The sequence below is a fragment of the Mesorhizobium sp. BR1-1-13 genome, from assembly GCF_020165515.1.
Lineage (GTDB): Bacteria > Pseudomonadota > Alphaproteobacteria > Rhizobiales > Rhizobiaceae > Mesorhizobium.
The window spans coordinates 489029-504291 of sequence record NZ_JAIUIH010000003.1; the positions used below are offsets into that span (position 1 = coordinate 489029).

18 protein-coding genes and 1 pseudogene are annotated in these 15263 nt (G+C 64.1%); 6 read left to right on the plus strand and 13 right to left on the minus strand.

The genetic code is table 11. The features are described 5' to 3' along the window. The first annotated feature begins 101 nt into the window (after positions 1–101). Positions 102–1004, plus strand: a complete 903-nt coding sequence (locus LB533_RS10025; RefSeq protein WP_224677100.1) for a LysR family transcriptional regulator — start codon at positions 102–104, stop codon at positions 1002–1004. Positions 1005–1139: 135 nt separating this feature from the next. Further along, positions 1140–1475: an antibiotic biosynthesis monooxygenase family protein gene (locus LB533_RS10030; RefSeq protein WP_224677101.1), complete on the plus strand. Its 336-nt coding sequence runs from the start codon at positions 1140–1142 to the stop codon at positions 1473–1475. Positions 1476–1515: 40 nt separating this feature from the next. Here the strand turns inward: LB533_RS10030 and LB533_RS10035 are convergent. The 5 genes and pseudogenes from LB533_RS10035 to LB533_RS10055 all read right to left on the minus strand — a co-directional run bounded on the left by LB533_RS10035 (position 1516) and on the right by LB533_RS10055 (position 4945). Continuing rightward, positions 1516–1898 (minus strand): annotated as a pseudogene (locus LB533_RS10035) (type II toxin-antitoxin system VapC family toxin). Further along, complete coding sequence (locus tag LB533_RS10040; protein ID WP_224677102.1) at positions 1895–2152, minus strand: type II toxin-antitoxin system Phd/YefM family antitoxin; 258 nt, start codon at positions 2150–2152, stop codon at positions 1895–1897. Before LB533_RS10040 ends, LB533_RS10035 begins: the two are co-directional and overlap by 4 nt. 337 nt (positions 2153–2489) lie before the next feature. Next, the gene (gene hdaA / locus LB533_RS10045; RefSeq protein ID WP_140637667.1) at positions 2490–3194 is read right to left on the minus strand and encodes a DnaA regulatory inactivator HdaA; all 705 of its coding nucleotides are present in this window, start codon (positions 3192–3194) and stop codon (positions 2490–2492) included. A 34-nt stretch (positions 3195–3228) separates the two neighbouring features. Continuing rightward, positions 3229–4416 (minus strand): AI-2E family transporter, encoded by a 1188-nt coding sequence (locus LB533_RS10050; RefSeq protein WP_224556802.1) that lies wholly within the window; start codon positions 4414–4416, stop codon positions 3229–3231. After that, on the minus strand, positions 4388–4945 hold the full coding sequence (locus tag LB533_RS10055) for a CDP-alcohol phosphatidyltransferase family protein (protein WP_224658586.1): 558 nt from the start codon (positions 4943–4945) through the stop codon (positions 4388–4390). Before LB533_RS10055 ends, LB533_RS10050 begins: the two co-directional genes overlap by 29 nt. 172 nt (positions 4946–5117) lie before the next feature. Here LB533_RS10055 and purM point away from each other — a divergent pair, with 172 nt between their 5' ends. From purM to LB533_RS10070, 3 genes are all read left to right on the plus strand, one after another. Further along, positions 5118–6194, plus strand: coding sequence for a phosphoribosylformylglycinamidine cyclo-ligase (gene purM, locus LB533_RS10060; protein WP_140637665.1), 1077 nt, complete (start codon positions 5118–5120; stop codon positions 6192–6194). Next, the gene (gene purN / locus LB533_RS10065; RefSeq protein WP_140637663.1) at positions 6191–6904 is read left to right on the plus strand and encodes a phosphoribosylglycinamide formyltransferase; all 714 of its coding nucleotides are present in this window, start codon (positions 6191–6193) and stop codon (positions 6902–6904) included. The genes purM and purN overlap by 4 nt, the downstream gene beginning before the upstream one ends. A gap of 193 nt (positions 6905–7097) precedes the next feature. Continuing rightward, positions 7098–7613: a SixA phosphatase family protein gene (locus LB533_RS10070; RefSeq protein WP_181169232.1), complete on the plus strand. Its 516-nt coding sequence runs from the start codon at positions 7098–7100 to the stop codon at positions 7611–7613. A 48-nt stretch (positions 7614–7661) separates the two neighbouring features. Here LB533_RS10070 and LB533_RS10075 read toward each other — a convergent pair whose 3' ends face one another. From LB533_RS10075 to LB533_RS10100, 6 genes are all read right to left on the minus strand, one after another. Continuing rightward, positions 7662–7901, minus strand: a complete 240-nt coding sequence (locus tag LB533_RS10075) for a DUF680 domain-containing protein (protein ID WP_224677103.1) — start codon at positions 7899–7901, stop codon at positions 7662–7664. A 189-nt stretch (positions 7902–8090) separates the two neighbouring features. Further along, positions 8091–8318, minus strand: a complete 228-nt coding sequence (locus tag LB533_RS10080; RefSeq protein WP_140549242.1) for a DUF680 domain-containing protein — start codon at positions 8316–8318, stop codon at positions 8091–8093. Positions 8319–8361: 43 nt separating this feature from the next. After that, positions 8362–8565, minus strand: coding sequence for a DUF680 domain-containing protein (locus tag LB533_RS10085; protein ID WP_140515477.1), 204 nt, complete (start codon positions 8563–8565; stop codon positions 8362–8364). A gap of 491 nt (positions 8566–9056) precedes the next feature. Continuing rightward, positions 9057–9830: a 4-hydroxy-tetrahydrodipicolinate reductase gene (dapB, locus tag LB533_RS10090; RefSeq protein ID WP_140637659.1), complete on the minus strand. Its 774-nt coding sequence runs from the start codon at positions 9828–9830 to the stop codon at positions 9057–9059. An 8-nt stretch (positions 9831–9838) separates the two neighbouring features. Further along, entirely contained in the window at positions 9839–11932 is a 2094-nt protein-coding gene (locus LB533_RS10095) for an ATP-dependent helicase (RefSeq protein ID WP_224677104.1), read from the minus strand. Positions 11933–12001: 69 nt separating this feature from the next. Next, the gene (locus LB533_RS10100) at positions 12002–12175 is read right to left on the minus strand and encodes a hypothetical protein (RefSeq protein WP_181169231.1); all 174 of its coding nucleotides are present in this window, start codon (positions 12173–12175) and stop codon (positions 12002–12004) included. Between the two features lie 110 nt (positions 12176–12285). On the opposite strand from LB533_RS10100, the gene LB533_RS10105 reads away from it, so the two are divergent. Beyond that, complete coding sequence (locus LB533_RS10105; RefSeq protein ID WP_181169230.1) at positions 12286–12426, plus strand: hypothetical protein; 141 nt, start codon at positions 12286–12288, stop codon at positions 12424–12426. Positions 12427–12755: 329 nt separating this feature from the next. Here the strand turns inward: LB533_RS10105 and LB533_RS10110 are convergent, their stop codons facing one another. Both LB533_RS10110 and LB533_RS10115 read right to left on the minus strand, forming a co-directional pair. Continuing rightward, positions 12756–13982: a Zn-dependent hydrolase gene (locus tag LB533_RS10110; protein WP_224677105.1), complete on the minus strand. Its 1227-nt coding sequence runs from the start codon at positions 13980–13982 to the stop codon at positions 12756–12758. Then, entirely contained in the window at positions 13979–15187 is a 1209-nt protein-coding gene (locus tag LB533_RS10115) for a diaminopropionate ammonia-lyase (RefSeq protein ID WP_224677106.1), read from the minus strand. Before LB533_RS10115 ends, LB533_RS10110 begins: the two co-directional genes overlap by 4 nt. Positions 15188–15263: the final 76 nt, after the last annotated feature.

A 15263-nucleotide genomic window follows, 5' to 3' on the forward strand; every position in this document is an offset into this window, starting at 1 on the left:
GCCGGTATGGCGCGGATGACGGGTCTATAGGTCGAGACCGACTGTTGCAGTGAGTGCTATTAAATCATATCATTGTTGATCAGAACTCAACGAGTCCAGCCATGGCGTTCGATGGACGGGTGATCTCAAATGTCGGCGTGCTGGCCGCGATCGCCGAAGGCGGCAGCTTTGCCCGGGCGGCCGACGCACTCGGCCTGTCGCGCTCGGGTGTCAGCCGTGCGGTTTCGCGTCTCGAAGCCCGTGTCGGCGTCCGGCTGCTCGACCGCACGACGCGCGCGGTATCGCTGACCGACGAGGGCCGTCGGCTTTACGCCGAGGTCGCGCCATTGCTGACGGGGATCGAAGACGCAGTAACCGTGACCTCCGGCACGTCGGTCGCGGTGCGCGGCCGGCTGCGCGTCAATGTGGACGCCTTCTTCTCGCGCCAGCTGTTCGCGCCGCATATCCGCGAATTCCTGTCGCTCTACCCGGACCTTTCGCTCGAGCTGGTTGCGAGGGACCAGTTGGGGGATCTGGTGGCTGAAGGGTTCGACATCGCCATCCGCTTCGGTACGCCGCCGGTTTCGTCGCTGGTGGCACGGAAACTTGTGGAGACCCGCACGGTCGCGGTGGCCGCCCCCACCTACCTGAAGACGCACGGGTATCCTGCCATCCCCGCCGATCTCGTTGACCATGCCTGCATCCAGGTTCGGGATTCGCTGACGGGCCAGCCAGTCGAGGAGTGGCGGTTTCGGTGCGGTGATGAGGTCGTCGATGTGAGGACCACCGGCCGCCTGATGGTCACCGAATTCGGCACGATGCTCGGCGCCTGTCTCGACGGTGTCGGCGTCGCCAGGATCAAGGCGATTGGCGTGCAGCACCTCATCCGGCAAGGCGCACTGGTCGAAGTCCTGCCGAATTGGCATGGCGAGAGCTTTCCGCTCTACGCGCTCCACCCTTCGCGGCATTTGCCGCCGGCCAAGGTGCGCGCCTTCATCGATTTCGTGCAATCGCGCATGGTTTGAACGGCCCGCACCGTATGGCAGCCCTCAAAGGATCGACTCGCATGTTCAGGCGACTCACCCCGTGTTGATCTGCGCGCGCTGCATCGTCCCACAACGGGATTTGGAACCCCCACCCCATTCAAAAGTTCTGCGGTTATGACCGATCCGTCAAAGACCCCGAAGATCGCTCGCATCTGGCGCGGCAGAACCTTGCCTGATAAGGCCGATGCCTATGAAGCCTACAACTACGAGGCCGGCATCAAGCCGCTGATCGAGAAGGCGCTGGGCGTCCAGACCTTTCGCCAGGACACTGCCACGCATTCGGAATTCATGACCATCTCCTATTGGGAGAGCGTCGAGGCGATGGCGCGTTTCACGGGCCGGGACGCCAGCAGCATCCATCACCTCGATCGCGATGAGGAATTCCTGATCGAGCTTCCCTCGCATGTACAGATATTGCGGCTTCTCACCAGCCACGGCCGAACCGGCTGATCCTCGGCCGACAAAGGGGCGCAACTTTGGACGACATACATTAGAGCGCGCCTTCTATGTCCGTCTTCGAAAAATCGGATCCGACATAAAGCAGAGGGCAGCCGTGTTCCTTCGCCACCTCATAGGAGAAACAATCGCCGAAATTGAGCGCGGCCGGGTGAATGCCCTTACCCCATTGCATGTAAGCCTCAGCGATACGCCGGGCAGAGGCCGGCGTCACTGCCACCACCTCGAAACCAAGCCCGTCGATCAGGCTTGATAGCTCCTCGGCAACGCCACGGTGCGACCCGACGATAAGCGCCTCGGCGACCGAGCCGGCGGAATCAGCAAGCCGCTCTCGGCTTCGGGCGCGGCCACGCAGGCGTCGGCCTGCGGTTCGCCAAGCACGATCGCCATCAACGCCGAGGTATCGACCGCGATCATTCGGGCATGCCGTCATCGCCATAGAGAAAATCCTGGCTACAGGCGGCCGACGGTCCGGCCTTCGCTTTGGCCGCGCCAGCTGTGCGTGCCGCTTCCAGGAGCGCGCGACGGCTTCTCCTGTCGGGCACCGCCTTGATCGGAACCAGCCGCACCGCTGCTTGACCGTGACGGGTCAGAACGATCTCGTCGCCTGCCTCCGCGCGGCGCACCAACTCGGTTAGTTGCCCCTTTGCGTCGGTGGCGGATACCTGCATTGACGCTCCGCATGCTCCGCTCCATATCTCGACCAAGAAATAGACCATCGAATGGTCCTTTTCAACAGATCACAAAATGGAAGCTGATGGTCGCCGTCCGTCCGACTACCGGCTTCGGCAGCATCGGCCATCACATGGTCCAGAGAAGGCAAGCTCGCCGGGCGAGAACCCCAACCGCCCCACTCCCGGCGAGCCTACAACCTGATTTGGAACGCAATCAGGACCGGGGTCAGCCGGCAAGCTTGTATCGCAAGATCGGTGCCAGCTTTTGTTTCCCGAAATGGGACGGCTAAAGGGACATGGAACCACCGTTTGCTGGCCGGCCGACCATCGCGCGCTAGACCTCGAACTCGCCCTGCCCCTCGTCCATGGCGCTGACGGTTTCAGCCGCCAGCGCCCGGGTGATCGGCGTCTTGCGTTCGAGCGCGGCGCGGTCCAGCCGCTCCACCACGCGCATGGCCGTCGCAAGAGAGCGCTCGATGCGGCGCACCAGATATTGCACGACATGCGGCTCGACCTCGACCTGGCGGTCGGCGAACAGCTTGGTGATGACACCTGCCAGCAGGAGATCGTCGGGTTCGTGGATCTCGATGGTTGCCGCCGCCTTCAGCCGCGACGCCAGATCGGGCAGCGTAACGCCCCAGGCCGAGGGAAAGCGGCGCGCCGTCAAAAGCAAATGCGAGCCGCTGCCGCGCACCGCATTGATCAGATGAAACAGCCCTTGCTGGTCGACGGTCCCGGTATCGACATCGTCGATCAGCGCCGGCCGGGCACCGAGATTTGCGATGCTGTCACCGACGCGGCGCGCGTCGACCTGAACGGCATCCGCCCGTGCCCGCCAGATCGAGGCCAGATGGGTCTTGCCGGAACCAGCCGGACCGGCCAGCACGACCACCGGCGAGGGCCAGTCCGGCCAGCGGTCGACCAGCGCCACTGCCTGGTTGTTGGTGCCGGAGACGACGAGTTCGTCTCGCGAATAGCCAGTGCCATGGCCGAGATCGAGCGGCAGCTGGCGCGGCGGGTCGGCCCTCTGGTCGCTCATGCCAGGCTCAGCCGCGCGACCCGGCCAGGCCGGATCATGGATTGATGCCTTTGCGACGACCGGCCGGCAATGGCGGCACGGCCTTGCCGTGACCCTTGTAGAGCGGCGATTCCAGATAACGCGCAATGGCAAAGCGCACCAGCACCGCGACCGCGGCCGACGCAGGCACCGCAATCAGCAGGCCAACGAAGCCAAACAGCGCGCCGAAGGCGAACAGCGCGAACATCAGCCACACCGGATGCAAGCCGACGCTTTTGCCGACCAGCCGCGGCTGCAAGATATTGCCCTCGATGAACTGGCCGATAAAGAACACCACCGCAACCGCGACGACCATGGTCCAGTCCGGCCAGAACTGGACGAAGGCAACGCCGACGGCCAGCACCAGCCCGGTCAGCGAGCCGACATAGGGGATGAAGGAGATCAGCCCGGCGAACAGGCCGATGAGGATGCCGAAATTGAGACCGGTCAGCGTCAGGCCGGTGGCATACATGGCGCCCAGCACCAGGCACAGCGTGCCCTGCCCGCGCACGAAGCCGGCCGTTGCCGTGTTGATGTCCCTGGCGATGGCGCGCACCGTGGCGACATTGTCCCGCGGCACCCAACTGTCGATCACCGCCACCATGCGGTCCCAGTCCAGCAGCATGTAGAAGGCGACCACCGGCGTCACCACGAACAGGCTTATCACCGAGACCAGCGCCACGCCCGAACTCCATATCGAGGTGAACACGGTCGTCAGCAGACCGAAGCCGGATGTCAGCAGTGAGTTCAATCCGTCGCGCAGGCCATTGGCGTTGACGCCGAATTTCTGTTCCAGCCATTTCGGATCGAACGAGGTGATCAGGCTCTGAAGCCGGGTCAGGTACTCAGGCAATTTGCCGGCAAAATCGGCCATCTGCGTCGCCAGCACCGGGATGAGGATGACGAAGGCCAGCACCAGCACGACGAGGAAGGTGATGAGGATGACCACCGTTGCCATGAAACGGCTGAGGCCGAGCCGCTGCAGCCGGTCGGCCACCGGATCGAGGAAATAGGCGAGCACCATGCCGGCCACGAAGGGCAAGAGGATGGCGCTGAAAACATAGAGGAAAAGCGCGAGCGCGGCGACGCCGGCGAGCCAAAAGAAGATCTGCCGGCGGAATCCGGCGGATGGATCATCACCGGCTGCCGCCGGCGCGCTCGCCGCAGCTTCTTTGTCAGGTGCCCGGGGTGGAGCCTTCGCCATAGCCGCTCATATGCCTCAGCCAAGCCACGAGATAGGCTGCGGCCGAAGCCACGGTCAAGACCCCGGACAGCATTATGAGGGCGGGACGAAGTGGATCGAGATGGATCGAAAAAGCAAGCTCACCCAGCACCAGCGCCGCCAGTACAATCTGGATGGCGGTGTTGACCTTGGAGACGAGGAGCGGCTTCATCTCGACGGGATGGGCCATCACGGTGGACAACAGCACCGCGCAAATGATCAGCGCATCGCGCGATACCATGGTGACGACCAGCCATAGCGGCAATTGCCCGATGAAGCCAAGGACGACGAACACGGAAACCAGGAGCAGCTTGTCGGCCACCGGATCGAGATAGGCTCCGAGCTTGGAATGCTGGTTGAACCGGCGGGCGATGAAGCCGTCGATGCCGTCGGAGATGCCGGCAACGAGGAACCCGGCAAACGCCCAATCCCAGCGCGCCTGGAGCATGGCCAGCACCACGGCAGGCACCAGGACAAGGCGCATGATTGTTATCAGGTTGGGGATGGTCAAGCGCATGTCCCGTCGCTTCTGTCTGAACGATAGATGATGGAGATGGGGGATGGGCGCAAGAGAGAAGCTGCCGAGCTTCCCCTGGTGGGGAGCGGCAGTTTCAGCGCCGTTTTCCTTGCGGACCGAAACCGTTCATGCGAAGAGCCGCAAAGGAAACAGCGACAAGCCAGATATGAAGCGCGATACAGTCAAGCGTAAGAACGGGCTCACCTATGCCGATGCTGGCGTCGACATCGATGCCGGCAATCTCATGGTCGAGAAGATCAAACCGCTGGTCAAGGCGACGCGCCGGCCGGGCGCCGATGGCGAGATCGGCGGTTTCGGCGGCCTGTTCGACCTCAAGGCCGCCGGCTTTGCCGACCCGGTGCTGGTCGCCGCAAATGACGGCGTCGGCACCAAGCTGAAGATCGCCATCGACGCCGGCAAGCACGACACGATCGGCATCGACCTGGTCGCCATGTGCGTCAACGACATCGTCGTTCAGGGTGCCGAGCCGCTGTTCTTCCTCGATTATTTCGCCACCGGCAAGCTCGATCCAGACCAAGGTGCGGCGATCGTCGGCGGCATCGCCACGGGCTGCCGGCAGGCCGGCTGTGCGCTGATCGGCGGCGAGACGGCGGAAATGCCGGGCATGTATCACGGCAAGGACTATGACCTTGCCGGTTTTGCCGTGGGCGCGGCCGAGCGCGGCCAGCTTCTGCCCACCGACGACATCGTCGAGGGCGACGTGCTGCTGGGGCTGGGTTCGTCGGGCCTGCATTCCAACGGCTTTTCGCTGGTGCGCCGCATCGTTGCGACCAGTGGCCTGGCATGGACCGATCCGGCTCCCTTCAACGACGAGGCCACATTGGCAGAGGCGCTGCTCGAGCCGACCCGGATCTATGTGAAATCGATCCTGAAGGCGATCCGCAACACGCACGGCATCAAGGCGCTGGCCCATATCACCGGCGGCGGCTTCCCCGAAAACATCCCGCGCGTTCTGCCGAAGGAGTTCTCGGCCGAGCTCGATCTCGACGCCATCGACGTGCCGCCTGTGTTCTCATGGCTGGCCAAGACCGGCGGTGTGGCGCCCGAAGAGATGATGCGCACCTTCAACTGCGGCATCGGCATGATCCTGGCGGTGGCGTCCGGCCAGGCGGCGCAGGTCGCTGCCGTCTTGCAGGAAGCCGGCGAGACGGTGACGCCGATCGGCAGGATCGTGCCGCGCCGCGACGCCGGCGTCATCTACCGGGGTTCGATCGGTCTATGAGCGCGCAGAAGAAACGCACTGTCGTTTTGATCTCGGGGCGCGGTTCCAACATGACGGCGCTGATCGCCGCCGCCAGCGACCCGGCTTTCCCCGCCGAAATCGTCGGCGTCATCTCCGACAAGGCGGATGCCGCCGGGCTCGGCATGGCGAGGGCGCGCGGCATCGCCACCCAGGTGATTTCCCGGGCCGACCATGCCAGCAAGCAGGCGCATGACGCCGCGATCGATGCGGCGCTCACGGCCTTCAATGCCGAGATCGTGGCACTGGCCGGCTATATGCGCATTCTGACCACTGGCCTAGTCCAGAAATGGCAGGGTCGCATGATCAACATCCACCCCGCTCTGTTGCCGGCCTTCAAGGGGCTCGACACGCATGAGCGCGCGCTGGCGGCGGGCATGCGCATCCATGGCTGCACGGTGCATTTTGTTACCTCTGAGATGGATGACGGTCCGATCATCGCACAGGCGGCGGTGCCGGTAATGGTCGGCGACAATGCCGACACACTAGCCGCTCGCGTGCTCAAGGTCGAACACCAGCTCTATCCGCTGGCGCTGGGGCTGGTCGCCGAGGGCAAGGCGCGTATGGAAAAGGGCCGCACCGTGTTTGCCCGCTTCGCCGACGATGCCGACAATGCAACCTCGATGATCATTGCACCGAGCCCGCTGCGCGAGGAAATCGATTTCGAGCAATTGGCGCGGATCACGCCGTAAGGACTCGGATCGGGGATGACGGCATGTCGCGTGGCTCGGAATCGCTAAATCGGAATTCGCGCCAGATCGAAACGGATAGGCTGCGCAGAGCTTGGTTTGAGGGATTGGAAAGCGGCCCATTCGATTCCTTCGACACAGAGGCGATCAAGCAAAAGGCCCGCACGGGTCTGGCCAGATTCGCCGGCCCTGACCAATGCCTGTGAAACAGCTTCTGCTGCTGCGCCATGCCAAGTCGAGCTGGGACGATCCCAACCTCCCCGATTTCGACCGGCCGCTCGCCGGACGCGGATTGAAGTCGGCCCGATTGATAGGGCGCGAACTCGCGGCCCGCGGGTGGTTGCCGGACCGGGCACTGGTATCGCCGGCGCTGCGCACCCGCGAGACTTGGCGGCTGGTGGACGCGGAGTTACCGGCGCATCCACGGGTCGCGTTCTCCGATGCGCTTTATGAAGCCTCGGCGACGGATATCCTGGGCCAGATTCGTCACGTCGATTCGTCGAACGACAGCTTGCTGGTGGTCGGCCACAATCCCGGTCTGCAAGATCTGGCGAAACAGCTTGCCGGGCCAGGGTCAGAGGCCAAGGCGCGCAGGAGGCTCGAAGGAAAATTTGCAACGGCAGCCTTTGCGCGCCTCGTTTTCGAGGGCGCCTGGTCCAACCTGTCGTCCGCGCGGCTGACGCATTGCCTGCGTCCGAAGGACCTGCGCTAGAAATCCGGGGTTTAGCTGGCAACCAAAGGCCGCTGCATGCGCGGGACGTTAATTGCCCCAGATGCCCTGGCCGGGTTCGGGCCAGTCCGTAGCGGGCTTCGTCTTGGCATCGCCTGTCTCTTGGCCGGCCATGCCCGTATCCTTGAGCGCGCCGGTGACAACGTGGTCCACGCCCGCTATCAGGGCGACGGGCTGGTTGGCATTGTCGGAGCCATAATGGTCGCTGCCGGCAAAGGCGCTGCCGGTCGCAACGAGGATGGCGGCGGTGGCGAGGGCGATCTTGTTCATTTCAATCTCCTGGGTTCATCTGTCAGGCGGCGTCTTGGGAGGACGGTTCCGCTAAGGACAAGACCCCAGGCAGTCCTGTTTTATTCCTGGCTCGGATTGTTTTCTGCCGAGCTTGGAGGATTGGTAATGTGCAAAAAACAAGAGCGGCGGGCCAGGCCCACCGCTCTTTGTGGTCGAAGACCAACAGAATCAACGGCCCCAGATGCCCTGGCCAGACTGAGCCGGCACGTTGGCGTTCGCGTCGCCCTGCGCCTTTACGGACTTGGCGATCGAGCCGGTATGCGTGGTGTCGATGTTGGAGGTCGACTGGTTGGCAACCGGCTGATTGACATTGTTGGAACCATAATTGTCGCTGCCGGCAAAGGCGCTGCCCGTGGCAATGAGAATGGCGGCGGCGGTAAGAGCGATCTTGGTCATTTCTTTACTCCTGAGTTCAAGTGGTTGATGTCGGCAGTCGCAATTAGCGGCCGAAAAGGTTGCGGTCGGCGCCCTGCGAAGCCGGGGCCTGGACGGTTCCGTTCGTCTTCGAGGTCGAAGCGGTAACGGAATGGTCGACAGCGGCGGCGGGCTGATTGGCGTTGGCCGAACCATAATTGTCGCTGCCGGCGAAAGCTGTGCCCGTGGCAACGAGGATGGCGGCGGCGGTAAGAGCGATCTTGGTCATTTTGGTTACTCCAGTATGTTTGTTCTGTCCGTCTAGTGGCGTGCCCTTGGGAGGATTTCGCGTCGCTCGGACCACCCCGAGATGGGTCTGCGATGTTGTCGTTTCCAGTCACGAAAATGTGCCGAAAAAGCTCTGGGAATGACCCTTGAAATTGAAAACCCTCGCTGCATGCCACAATTTTATCGTTTCTATTCAGTGTCTTATTGAGGGAACTCTATTGCGCCTACCCGTTTTTGCGGAGCCTGCGTTCACCGTTTGATGCACGGTCCGTCAATAGAAATCGAACCGAACGGTTCGGTTTTATGCAGGAGCGGTCGCGCGAGCGGCATCCGGGCGTTGAGCTGGATCGGGATTATGGCTTGCAAACGGGGTGGAGGACGGCCCAGAGGCGCGCCGTATTCTCCACGGGGTGGCTTCGCACTCGCCGTGGCAGGCCCGAGCCTTCAGTCATTTGGCGACTGGAGAAATGGAAAGCGGCGGGTTCTGGCCCGTCAAGAAGCGCCAAAGCCAAGGACGTCGCGCATATCGTATTGACCGGGCGGTCGCCCGGCCACCCAGAGGGCTGCGGCGAGGGCGCCACGAGCGAACATGACGCGATCCTCGGCCGCATGCGACAGGGTAACGGTCTCGCCCCTGGTGCAGAAACTGACGCTGTGCTCGCCGACGATGCTGCCGCCGCGCAGCACCGCGAAGCCGATCTCGCCGGCAGGCCGCGCACCGGTGACACCATCGCGAACACGCCTCGCCATCGCATCGAGCTCGACATCACGTCCGTCGGCAATGGCTTGGCCGAGCATCAGGGCGGTGCCCGATGGCGCGTCGATCTTGTTGCGGTGATGCGCCTCGAAAATCTCTGCATCCCAGTCCGCGGAACCGAGCGCTCTCGCCGCCTGCTCGACCAATCCGACCAGCATGTTGAGCCCAAGCGAAAAGCTGCCGGAGCGCACGATGGCGACGGCTTTCGCGGCATCGGCGATGGCTGCCAATTCAGCGTCATCGAAACCGGTCGAGCCAATGACCATGGCAGGCCCGCGACGGCCGGCGCAGGCTCTCGCCAGATCGGCCGATGCCGCCGGCGTGGTGAAATCGATCACCACATCGGCCAGGCCGAGCGCCTCGTCGCGGCTGACCAGCCCATCGCCGGCAATCCCCGGTCGATGAAAGCGGGCAGTGAGCGCCAGCCGCGAGTCGGCCTGCACAGCGTCCGTCATCTGGCGCCCCATGCGGCCGAGCGCACCGGCAATTGCGATCCTGACTGGCGCCATCGCTGCGGCTATTTCCACATGCCGCGCATGCGCGCGCCAATGTCGACGCGTATCTCCGGCCGGGGCGCCCTGCCCGGTGCTGCTTGCGCTGCCGGCCATACCGTCTGTTCGAATGCCGCAAGGAGGGAAGCCGGGATGAAGCGCGTGCGCGAGGCATAGACATGGCGGTCGCCGCGCGCCGCCTGGCCATGCGGAAAGAAGCGCTGCGGCATGACCAGGTTGAGGCTGTCCTTGGCCCTTGTCATCGCCACGTAAAGCAGCCGGCGCTCCTCCTCGATATCTTCCCTGGTACCAACGCCGAGATCGGCCGGAATGCAGCCATCGACAGTGTTGAGCACAAACACGTTCTTCCATTCCTGCCCCTTGGCCGAGTGGATCGTGGACAGGATCAGATAGTCCTCGTCGCGATGCGGCGGCCCGGCCTGGTCGCTGGTTGCATCGGGCGGATCGAGGGTCAGCTCGGTGAGGAAGCGCTCGCGCGAAGCGTAGCCGGATCCGATCTGCTCGAGCTGCAAAAGGTCGGCCCTGCGCGTGGTTGCGTCCTCGTGGATGCGCTCGAGATGCGGCTCGTACCAGAGCCTGACCTGTTCGAGATCGGCCGGCCATTTGGCGCCGGCGCGCAGGCCGGAGTAGAGCGAGACGAACCCCGGCCAGTCATCCGCCGCGCGCTGCGGCGGCCGCCAGCCGGCAAGGCCCATCGCCTCGTCCAGCGCCGATGTCATCGTCTCCACGATCTGCGCGGCGGCCGAGGGGCCGATGCCCGGCAAAAGCTGCAGCACGCGAAATCCGGCGACGCGGTCACGCGGGTTTTCGGCAAAGCGCAGCACCGACAGCACATCCTTGACGTGAGCGGCATCGAGGAATTTCAGCCCCCCGAACTTGACGAAGGGAATGTTGCGCCGCGTCAGCTCGATTTCCAGAGGCCCGCTGTGGTGCGAGGCGCGAAACAGCACCGCCTGTGATTTCAGCGCCGTGCCGGCCTCGCGCTCGGCCAGGATCACCTCGCAGACGAAATTGGCCTGCTCGACCTCGTCGCGTACAGTCACCAGCCTCGGCTTGGCGGCGGATTTGCGCTCCGACCACAGGTTTTTGGTGAAGCGCTCCGAGGCCTCGCCGATCACCGCATTGGCGGCGGCCAAAATGGTTTCGGTCGAGCGGTAGTTGCGCTCCAGCATCACCACATCGGCGGCCTGCGCGAACTGGTTTGGGAAGTCCAGGATGTTGCGCACCTCGGCGGCGCGGAACGAATAGATCGATTGCGCATCGTCGCCGACCACCGTCAGGCCGGCGCCATCGGGTTTGAGCGCCACGAGGATCGAGGCCTGCAGCCGGTTGGTATCCTGGTATTCATCGACCAGCACATGGTCGAAGCGCCCGCCCAGGTGCGTCGCTATCTCCGGTTCTGCCGTCATCTGCGCCCAGTAGAGCAGCAGGTCATCGTAATCGAGCACGTTCTGCGCCTGCTTGGCCTCGACATAGCCGGCGAACAGCTGCTTCAGCTGTTCGGCCCATCCGGCGCACCATGGAAAGGCGGAGCCCAGCACCTCGCCGAGCGGCGCCTGCGCGTTGACGGCGCGCGAATAGATGGCAAGGCAGGTGCCCTTGGTGGGAAAGCGCGCTTCCGTCTTCGAGAAGCCAAGCTCGTGGCGCACCAGGTTCATCAGGTCGGCCGAATCCTCGCGATCGTGGATGGTGAACGCCGGATCAAGGCCGATCTCCTGCGCGTAGTCGCGCAGCAGCCGTGCACCGATGCCATGGAAGGTGCCGGCCCAGGTCAGCGCGTCAGTGACGATCGAGGCGTCACGGCCGAGCACCTCGCCAGCGATGCGCTCGACGCGCCTGGCCATTTCGGAGGCCGCGCGACGTGAAAACGTCATAAGCAGGATGCGGCGCGGATCGGCGCCCTTGACGATAAGATGGGCGACGCGATGCGCCAGCGTGTTGGTCTTGCCCGAGCCGGCGCCGGCAATGACCAGCAGCGGTCCGGCGATCCTGCCGTCGCCATGCTCGACGGCCTGGCGTTGGGCATCGTTCAGCCTTGCGAGATAAGCAGGCTGGTCGGTCGGTTCCCGAAATGTCGAATCAAGAGCGGCAAGGTTCATCGCCCATCAAGCATCGTTTCCGCTTTGTTCGCAACAAGGAAGCGGCGCAGCGAGCTCAAGGTCGACAGGTCAGCGTTCCGGATCGACACCCATCGCCGCAGACTGCCTGCGCAATGCCTCCCGATCATTTTTTGGGACCGGTAGCAACAGGGGATCGACGGTGTCGGGCACGTCCTCGATCAGCTTGCGCGCGAGGCGGTAAGTGACAAAGGCGATGGTGCAGGCCAAGAGCAGACGGATCATCCAGCAGTCCTCCTTTGCCTGATCCAACCGAAGACATGAGCTTTTGTTCCTCGGCTTGATCGTCGCAACCAAACCGGAGGCGTCTCGTTGTCAGGCAAGAGGAGGTAGCGATGAAGAAGCTCTCCCTAGGCCTCTTGCTGATCATTCTGGCAGTCTCGGCCTGCGACAACAACGTCCCGCCAACCAAGGCTCCGGCAGCGGAAAACCCACACGCCGACGGCAATCCTGTAGCCGATAAGACCGGCAAATGAGTTGGGCATGCGTGCAGCAACGCCGCGGACCATAGTGGGACAGCACAAGGCACAGCCTGGAAAAGACGGCCGGCGCCGCTTGGGAGGTGCCTGATAGCGCCGGCCAGGCGGATATCAGGTCCGCCGCAAAGTGGATGTTAGCTGAGTCTTGCCGCAGCGTCATGGGGATTCCACCCCTTTGGCTTCCCGCAAAGTTCCGGAAGGACCGCGCGGTTCATGCTCCCAATCGACGTCTGACGACCGCGGCATGGAAATTCGTGCCGAACAGCAGGCCGTCATCGTTGAAGTCGTAGCTCGGATCGATCTTAGCCATTTCTCCACCCTCTCAACTAGGTTGCAAGTCGGGTGACGACATCAAGCAGAATGTTGGCGCCGGCGACGAGCTCGGTATCGCCGGTATATTCGCGCGGGTTATGGCTGATGCCCCCGGCGCTCGGCACGAAGATCATCGCGGCGGGTGCGATACGCGCCATCATCTGCGCGTCATGGCCGGCGCCGGACGTCATGCGCTTCGAAACCAGCCCGCGATTGTCGGCGGCGGCCTCGATCAGCTCCACGATGCGGCTGTCGAAGATCACCGGCTCGAAGCGCGCCAGCCGCTCGACCGAGATCGTCACGCCTTCGGCGGCGGCGAGTTCTTCGAGGTGAGCGGCGAGTGCTGCTTCCTCCGCCTGCAACCGGTGCTCGAAAGGATCGCGCAGGTCGATGGTGAAGACCGCTCGCGAGGGAATGACGTTGATGGCGTTGGGCTCGAAACGCATCGTGCCGACGGTGGCGACGGTCGGCGTGTTCGAAGCCTTGGCACGATCGTGCAGGAAGGTGACGACACGCGCGGCCGCATGGCCGGCGTCGCTGCGCATCGACATCGGCGTGGTGCCGGCATGATTAGCGACCCCGTCGATGGTGATGCGCTGCCAGGAGATGCCTTGCAGGTTTTCCACCGCGCCGATCGGCACGCCTTCGCGCTCCAGCACCGGGCCCTGCTCGATATGCAGTTCGAGATAGGTATGCGGCTTTAGGAAGCCCGGCTGTTCGTCGCCGGCATAGCCGATGCGCGCCAGTTCCTGCCCGAGCACGCTGCCGTCGGTCCCCACGGCCGCCAGCGCCTCCTCGATCGCGACGCCGCCGGCATGAACCAGCGAGCCCATCATGTCGGGGGAATAGCGCACGCCTTCCTCATTGGTGAAGGCCGCGATGGCCAACGGGCGCGGCGGGACAAAGCCTGAGGCCTTCAGTGTCTCGATTGTCTCCAGTCCGGCCAGCACGCCGTAGCAGCCGTCATAAATGCCGGCATCTATGACCGTATCTATATGCGAGCCTATCAGGATCGGCGCCTGCCCGGCATTCTCAGGCGTCCGCCAGATGCCGAAGATATTACCCATGCGGTCGATGGCGACTTCGAGCCCAGCCTCGCGCAACCAGCCGACGAAGCGGTCGCGGCCCTGCCGGTCGGCGTCAGAGGCGGCAAGCCGCACCAACCGGCCCTCGCCGTCGCGGCCGATGGCGCCGAGGTCCCGAATACGGCCAAGCAGCCGCTGCGCGTCGACCGAGATCATGGCGTTGCTCCAGCAAGTACCTTGCCCGCAAGCACGTCCGCGGCGGCCGCGCCGACGAGTTTGGCATAACGCTTGGGATCGGTGGCGCCTTCGGTGTTGACGACGAGCACCCGCGAGGTCCGGTCGAGGCCGAGTTCGGCCCTGTTGTCGGCCAGCGCCCGGATCAGTCCGGCCAGGCCGACCCCGCCGCTTTCGCCGGCAACGATGGCCGGATCGCCTCCGGCCGGCCGCGCAAGCCTCCGCATCACGGCGACCGCATCCTCCTCGTCGACGGTCATGAAGGCATCGGCGGCACGCGCCAGCACGCGCCAGGCGACAGGCGACGCCTCGTAGCATTCGAGCATCGCCATGACAGTCGCTTCGCCATGCGCGATCTTGACAGGATGGCCAGCCCTGGCGGCGCCCAAGATGCAAGCGGCACGTGCGGGCTCGACCACCGTGAAGACTGGCCTGGCATCGCCGAGCACGATGGCGAGATGGCCAGCCAGGGCAGCGGCAATGCCGCCGACCCCGGCCTGGACGAAGACGTGGGTGGGCGGTCCGCCGAGCTGGCGCAGCGCCTCGCGCATGATCGCGGTGTAGCCTTGCATGACGAGGCCCGGAATGCGCTCATAGCCGGACCACGAGGTGTCGGACACGACGGTCCAGCCTTTGTCCGCCGCCACGCGTGCGGCTTGCCTCACCGAATCATCGTAGTTGCCGTCGACGCGGATGATCTCGGCGCCGTAGCGGGCGATAGCCGTGATGCGTTCGTCGCTGACGCCGGCATGGACGAAGATCGCCGCCCTCGCGCCGACAAGCCGCGCGCCCTGTGCCACCGAGCGGCCATGATTGCCGTCGGTGGCGCAAGCCATCGTCATGGTGGCGGCGACCGCCCTGACATCGGGCTGATCGAGATCGGCGATGTCGAGCGCCCTGCCAAGCCGGCGGCCGGCTTCCTCCAGCACCAGATGAACGACGGCATAAGCGCCCCCAAGCGCCTTGAAGCTGCCGAGACCGAGGCGAAAACCCTCATCCTTGAGGTGGATGGCGCCAATGCCCAGTTCCGCGGCCAGCGCCGGCAACGCATGCAACGGCGTCTCCCGATTGATGTCGCGATGGGACAGGAAACGCTCGGCCGCGTCGGCCCCCGCAACCCCGAGCGTTTCGGCGTCGACCGGATCGAGTGGGCTGCCGTGAAAGGCATTGCGGTTGAGCAGGAACATCAAGGCCTCCTTGGCTGACAACGAGACTATATTGCAAGGCAGGCGCAAAAAGCGCTGTATTCAAGGCCCCGAAATG

Excerpts from the sequence above, each read along its gene's own strand:
- LB533_RS10050 (WP_224556802.1), bottom strand. The coding sequence starts at position 4,416 with ATGGCGAAGGCTCCACCCCGGGCACCTGACAAAGAAGCTGCGGCGAGC.
- LB533_RS10095 (WP_224677104.1), bottom strand. The coding sequence starts at position 11,932 with ATGAACCTTGCCGCTCTTGATTCGACATTTCGGGAACCGACCGACCAG.
- LB533_RS10025 (WP_224677100.1), top strand. The coding sequence starts at position 102 with ATGGCGTTCGATGGACGGGTGATCTCAAATGTCGGCGTGCTGGCCGCG.
- LB533_RS10105 (WP_181169230.1), top strand. The coding sequence starts at position 12,286 with ATGAAGAAGCTCTCCCTAGGCCTCTTGCTGATCATTCTGGCAGTCTCG.
- LB533_RS10040 (WP_224677102.1), bottom strand. The coding sequence starts at position 2,152 with ATGCAGGTATCCGCCACCGACGCAAAGGGGCAACTAACCGAGTTGGTG.
- LB533_RS10110 (WP_224677105.1), bottom strand. The coding sequence starts at position 13,982 with ATGATCTCGGTCGACGCGCAGCGGCTGCTTGGCCGTATTCGGGACCTC.
- LB533_RS10075 (WP_224677103.1), bottom strand. The coding sequence starts at position 7,901 with ATGAACAAGATCGCCCTCGCCACCGCCGCCATCCTCGTTGCGACCGGC.
- LB533_RS10030 (WP_224677101.1), top strand. The coding sequence starts at position 1,140 with ATGACCGATCCGTCAAAGACCCCGAAGATCGCTCGCATCTGGCGCGGC.
- LB533_RS10085 (WP_140515477.1), bottom strand. The coding sequence starts at position 8,565 with ATGACCAAGATCGCTCTTACCGCCGCCGCCATCCTCGTTGCCACGGGC.
- purN (WP_140637663.1), top strand. The coding sequence starts at position 6,191 with ATGAGCGCGCAGAAGAAACGCACTGTCGTTTTGATCTCGGGGCGCGGT.
- LB533_RS10080 (WP_140549242.1), bottom strand. The coding sequence starts at position 8,318 with ATGACCAAGATCGCTCTTACCGCCGCCGCCATTCTCATTGCCACGGGC.
- dapB (WP_140637659.1), bottom strand. The coding sequence starts at position 9,830 with ATGGCGCCAGTCAGGATCGCAATTGCCGGTGCGCTCGGCCGCATGGGG.
- hdaA (WP_140637667.1), bottom strand. The coding sequence starts at position 3,194 with ATGAGCGACCAGAGGGCCGACCCGCCGCGCCAGCTGCCGCTCGATCTC.
- LB533_RS10100 (WP_181169231.1), bottom strand. The coding sequence starts at position 12,175 with ATGATCCGTCTGCTCTTGGCCTGCACCATCGCCTTTGTCACTTACCGC.
- LB533_RS10070 (WP_181169232.1), top strand. The coding sequence starts at position 7,098 with ATGCCTGTGAAACAGCTTCTGCTGCTGCGCCATGCCAAGTCGAGCTGG.
- purM (WP_140637665.1), top strand. The coding sequence starts at position 5,118 with ATGAAGCGCGATACAGTCAAGCGTAAGAACGGGCTCACCTATGCCGAT.
- LB533_RS10115 (WP_224677106.1), bottom strand. The coding sequence starts at position 15,187 with ATGTTCCTGCTCAACCGCAATGCCTTTCACGGCAGCCCACTCGATCCG.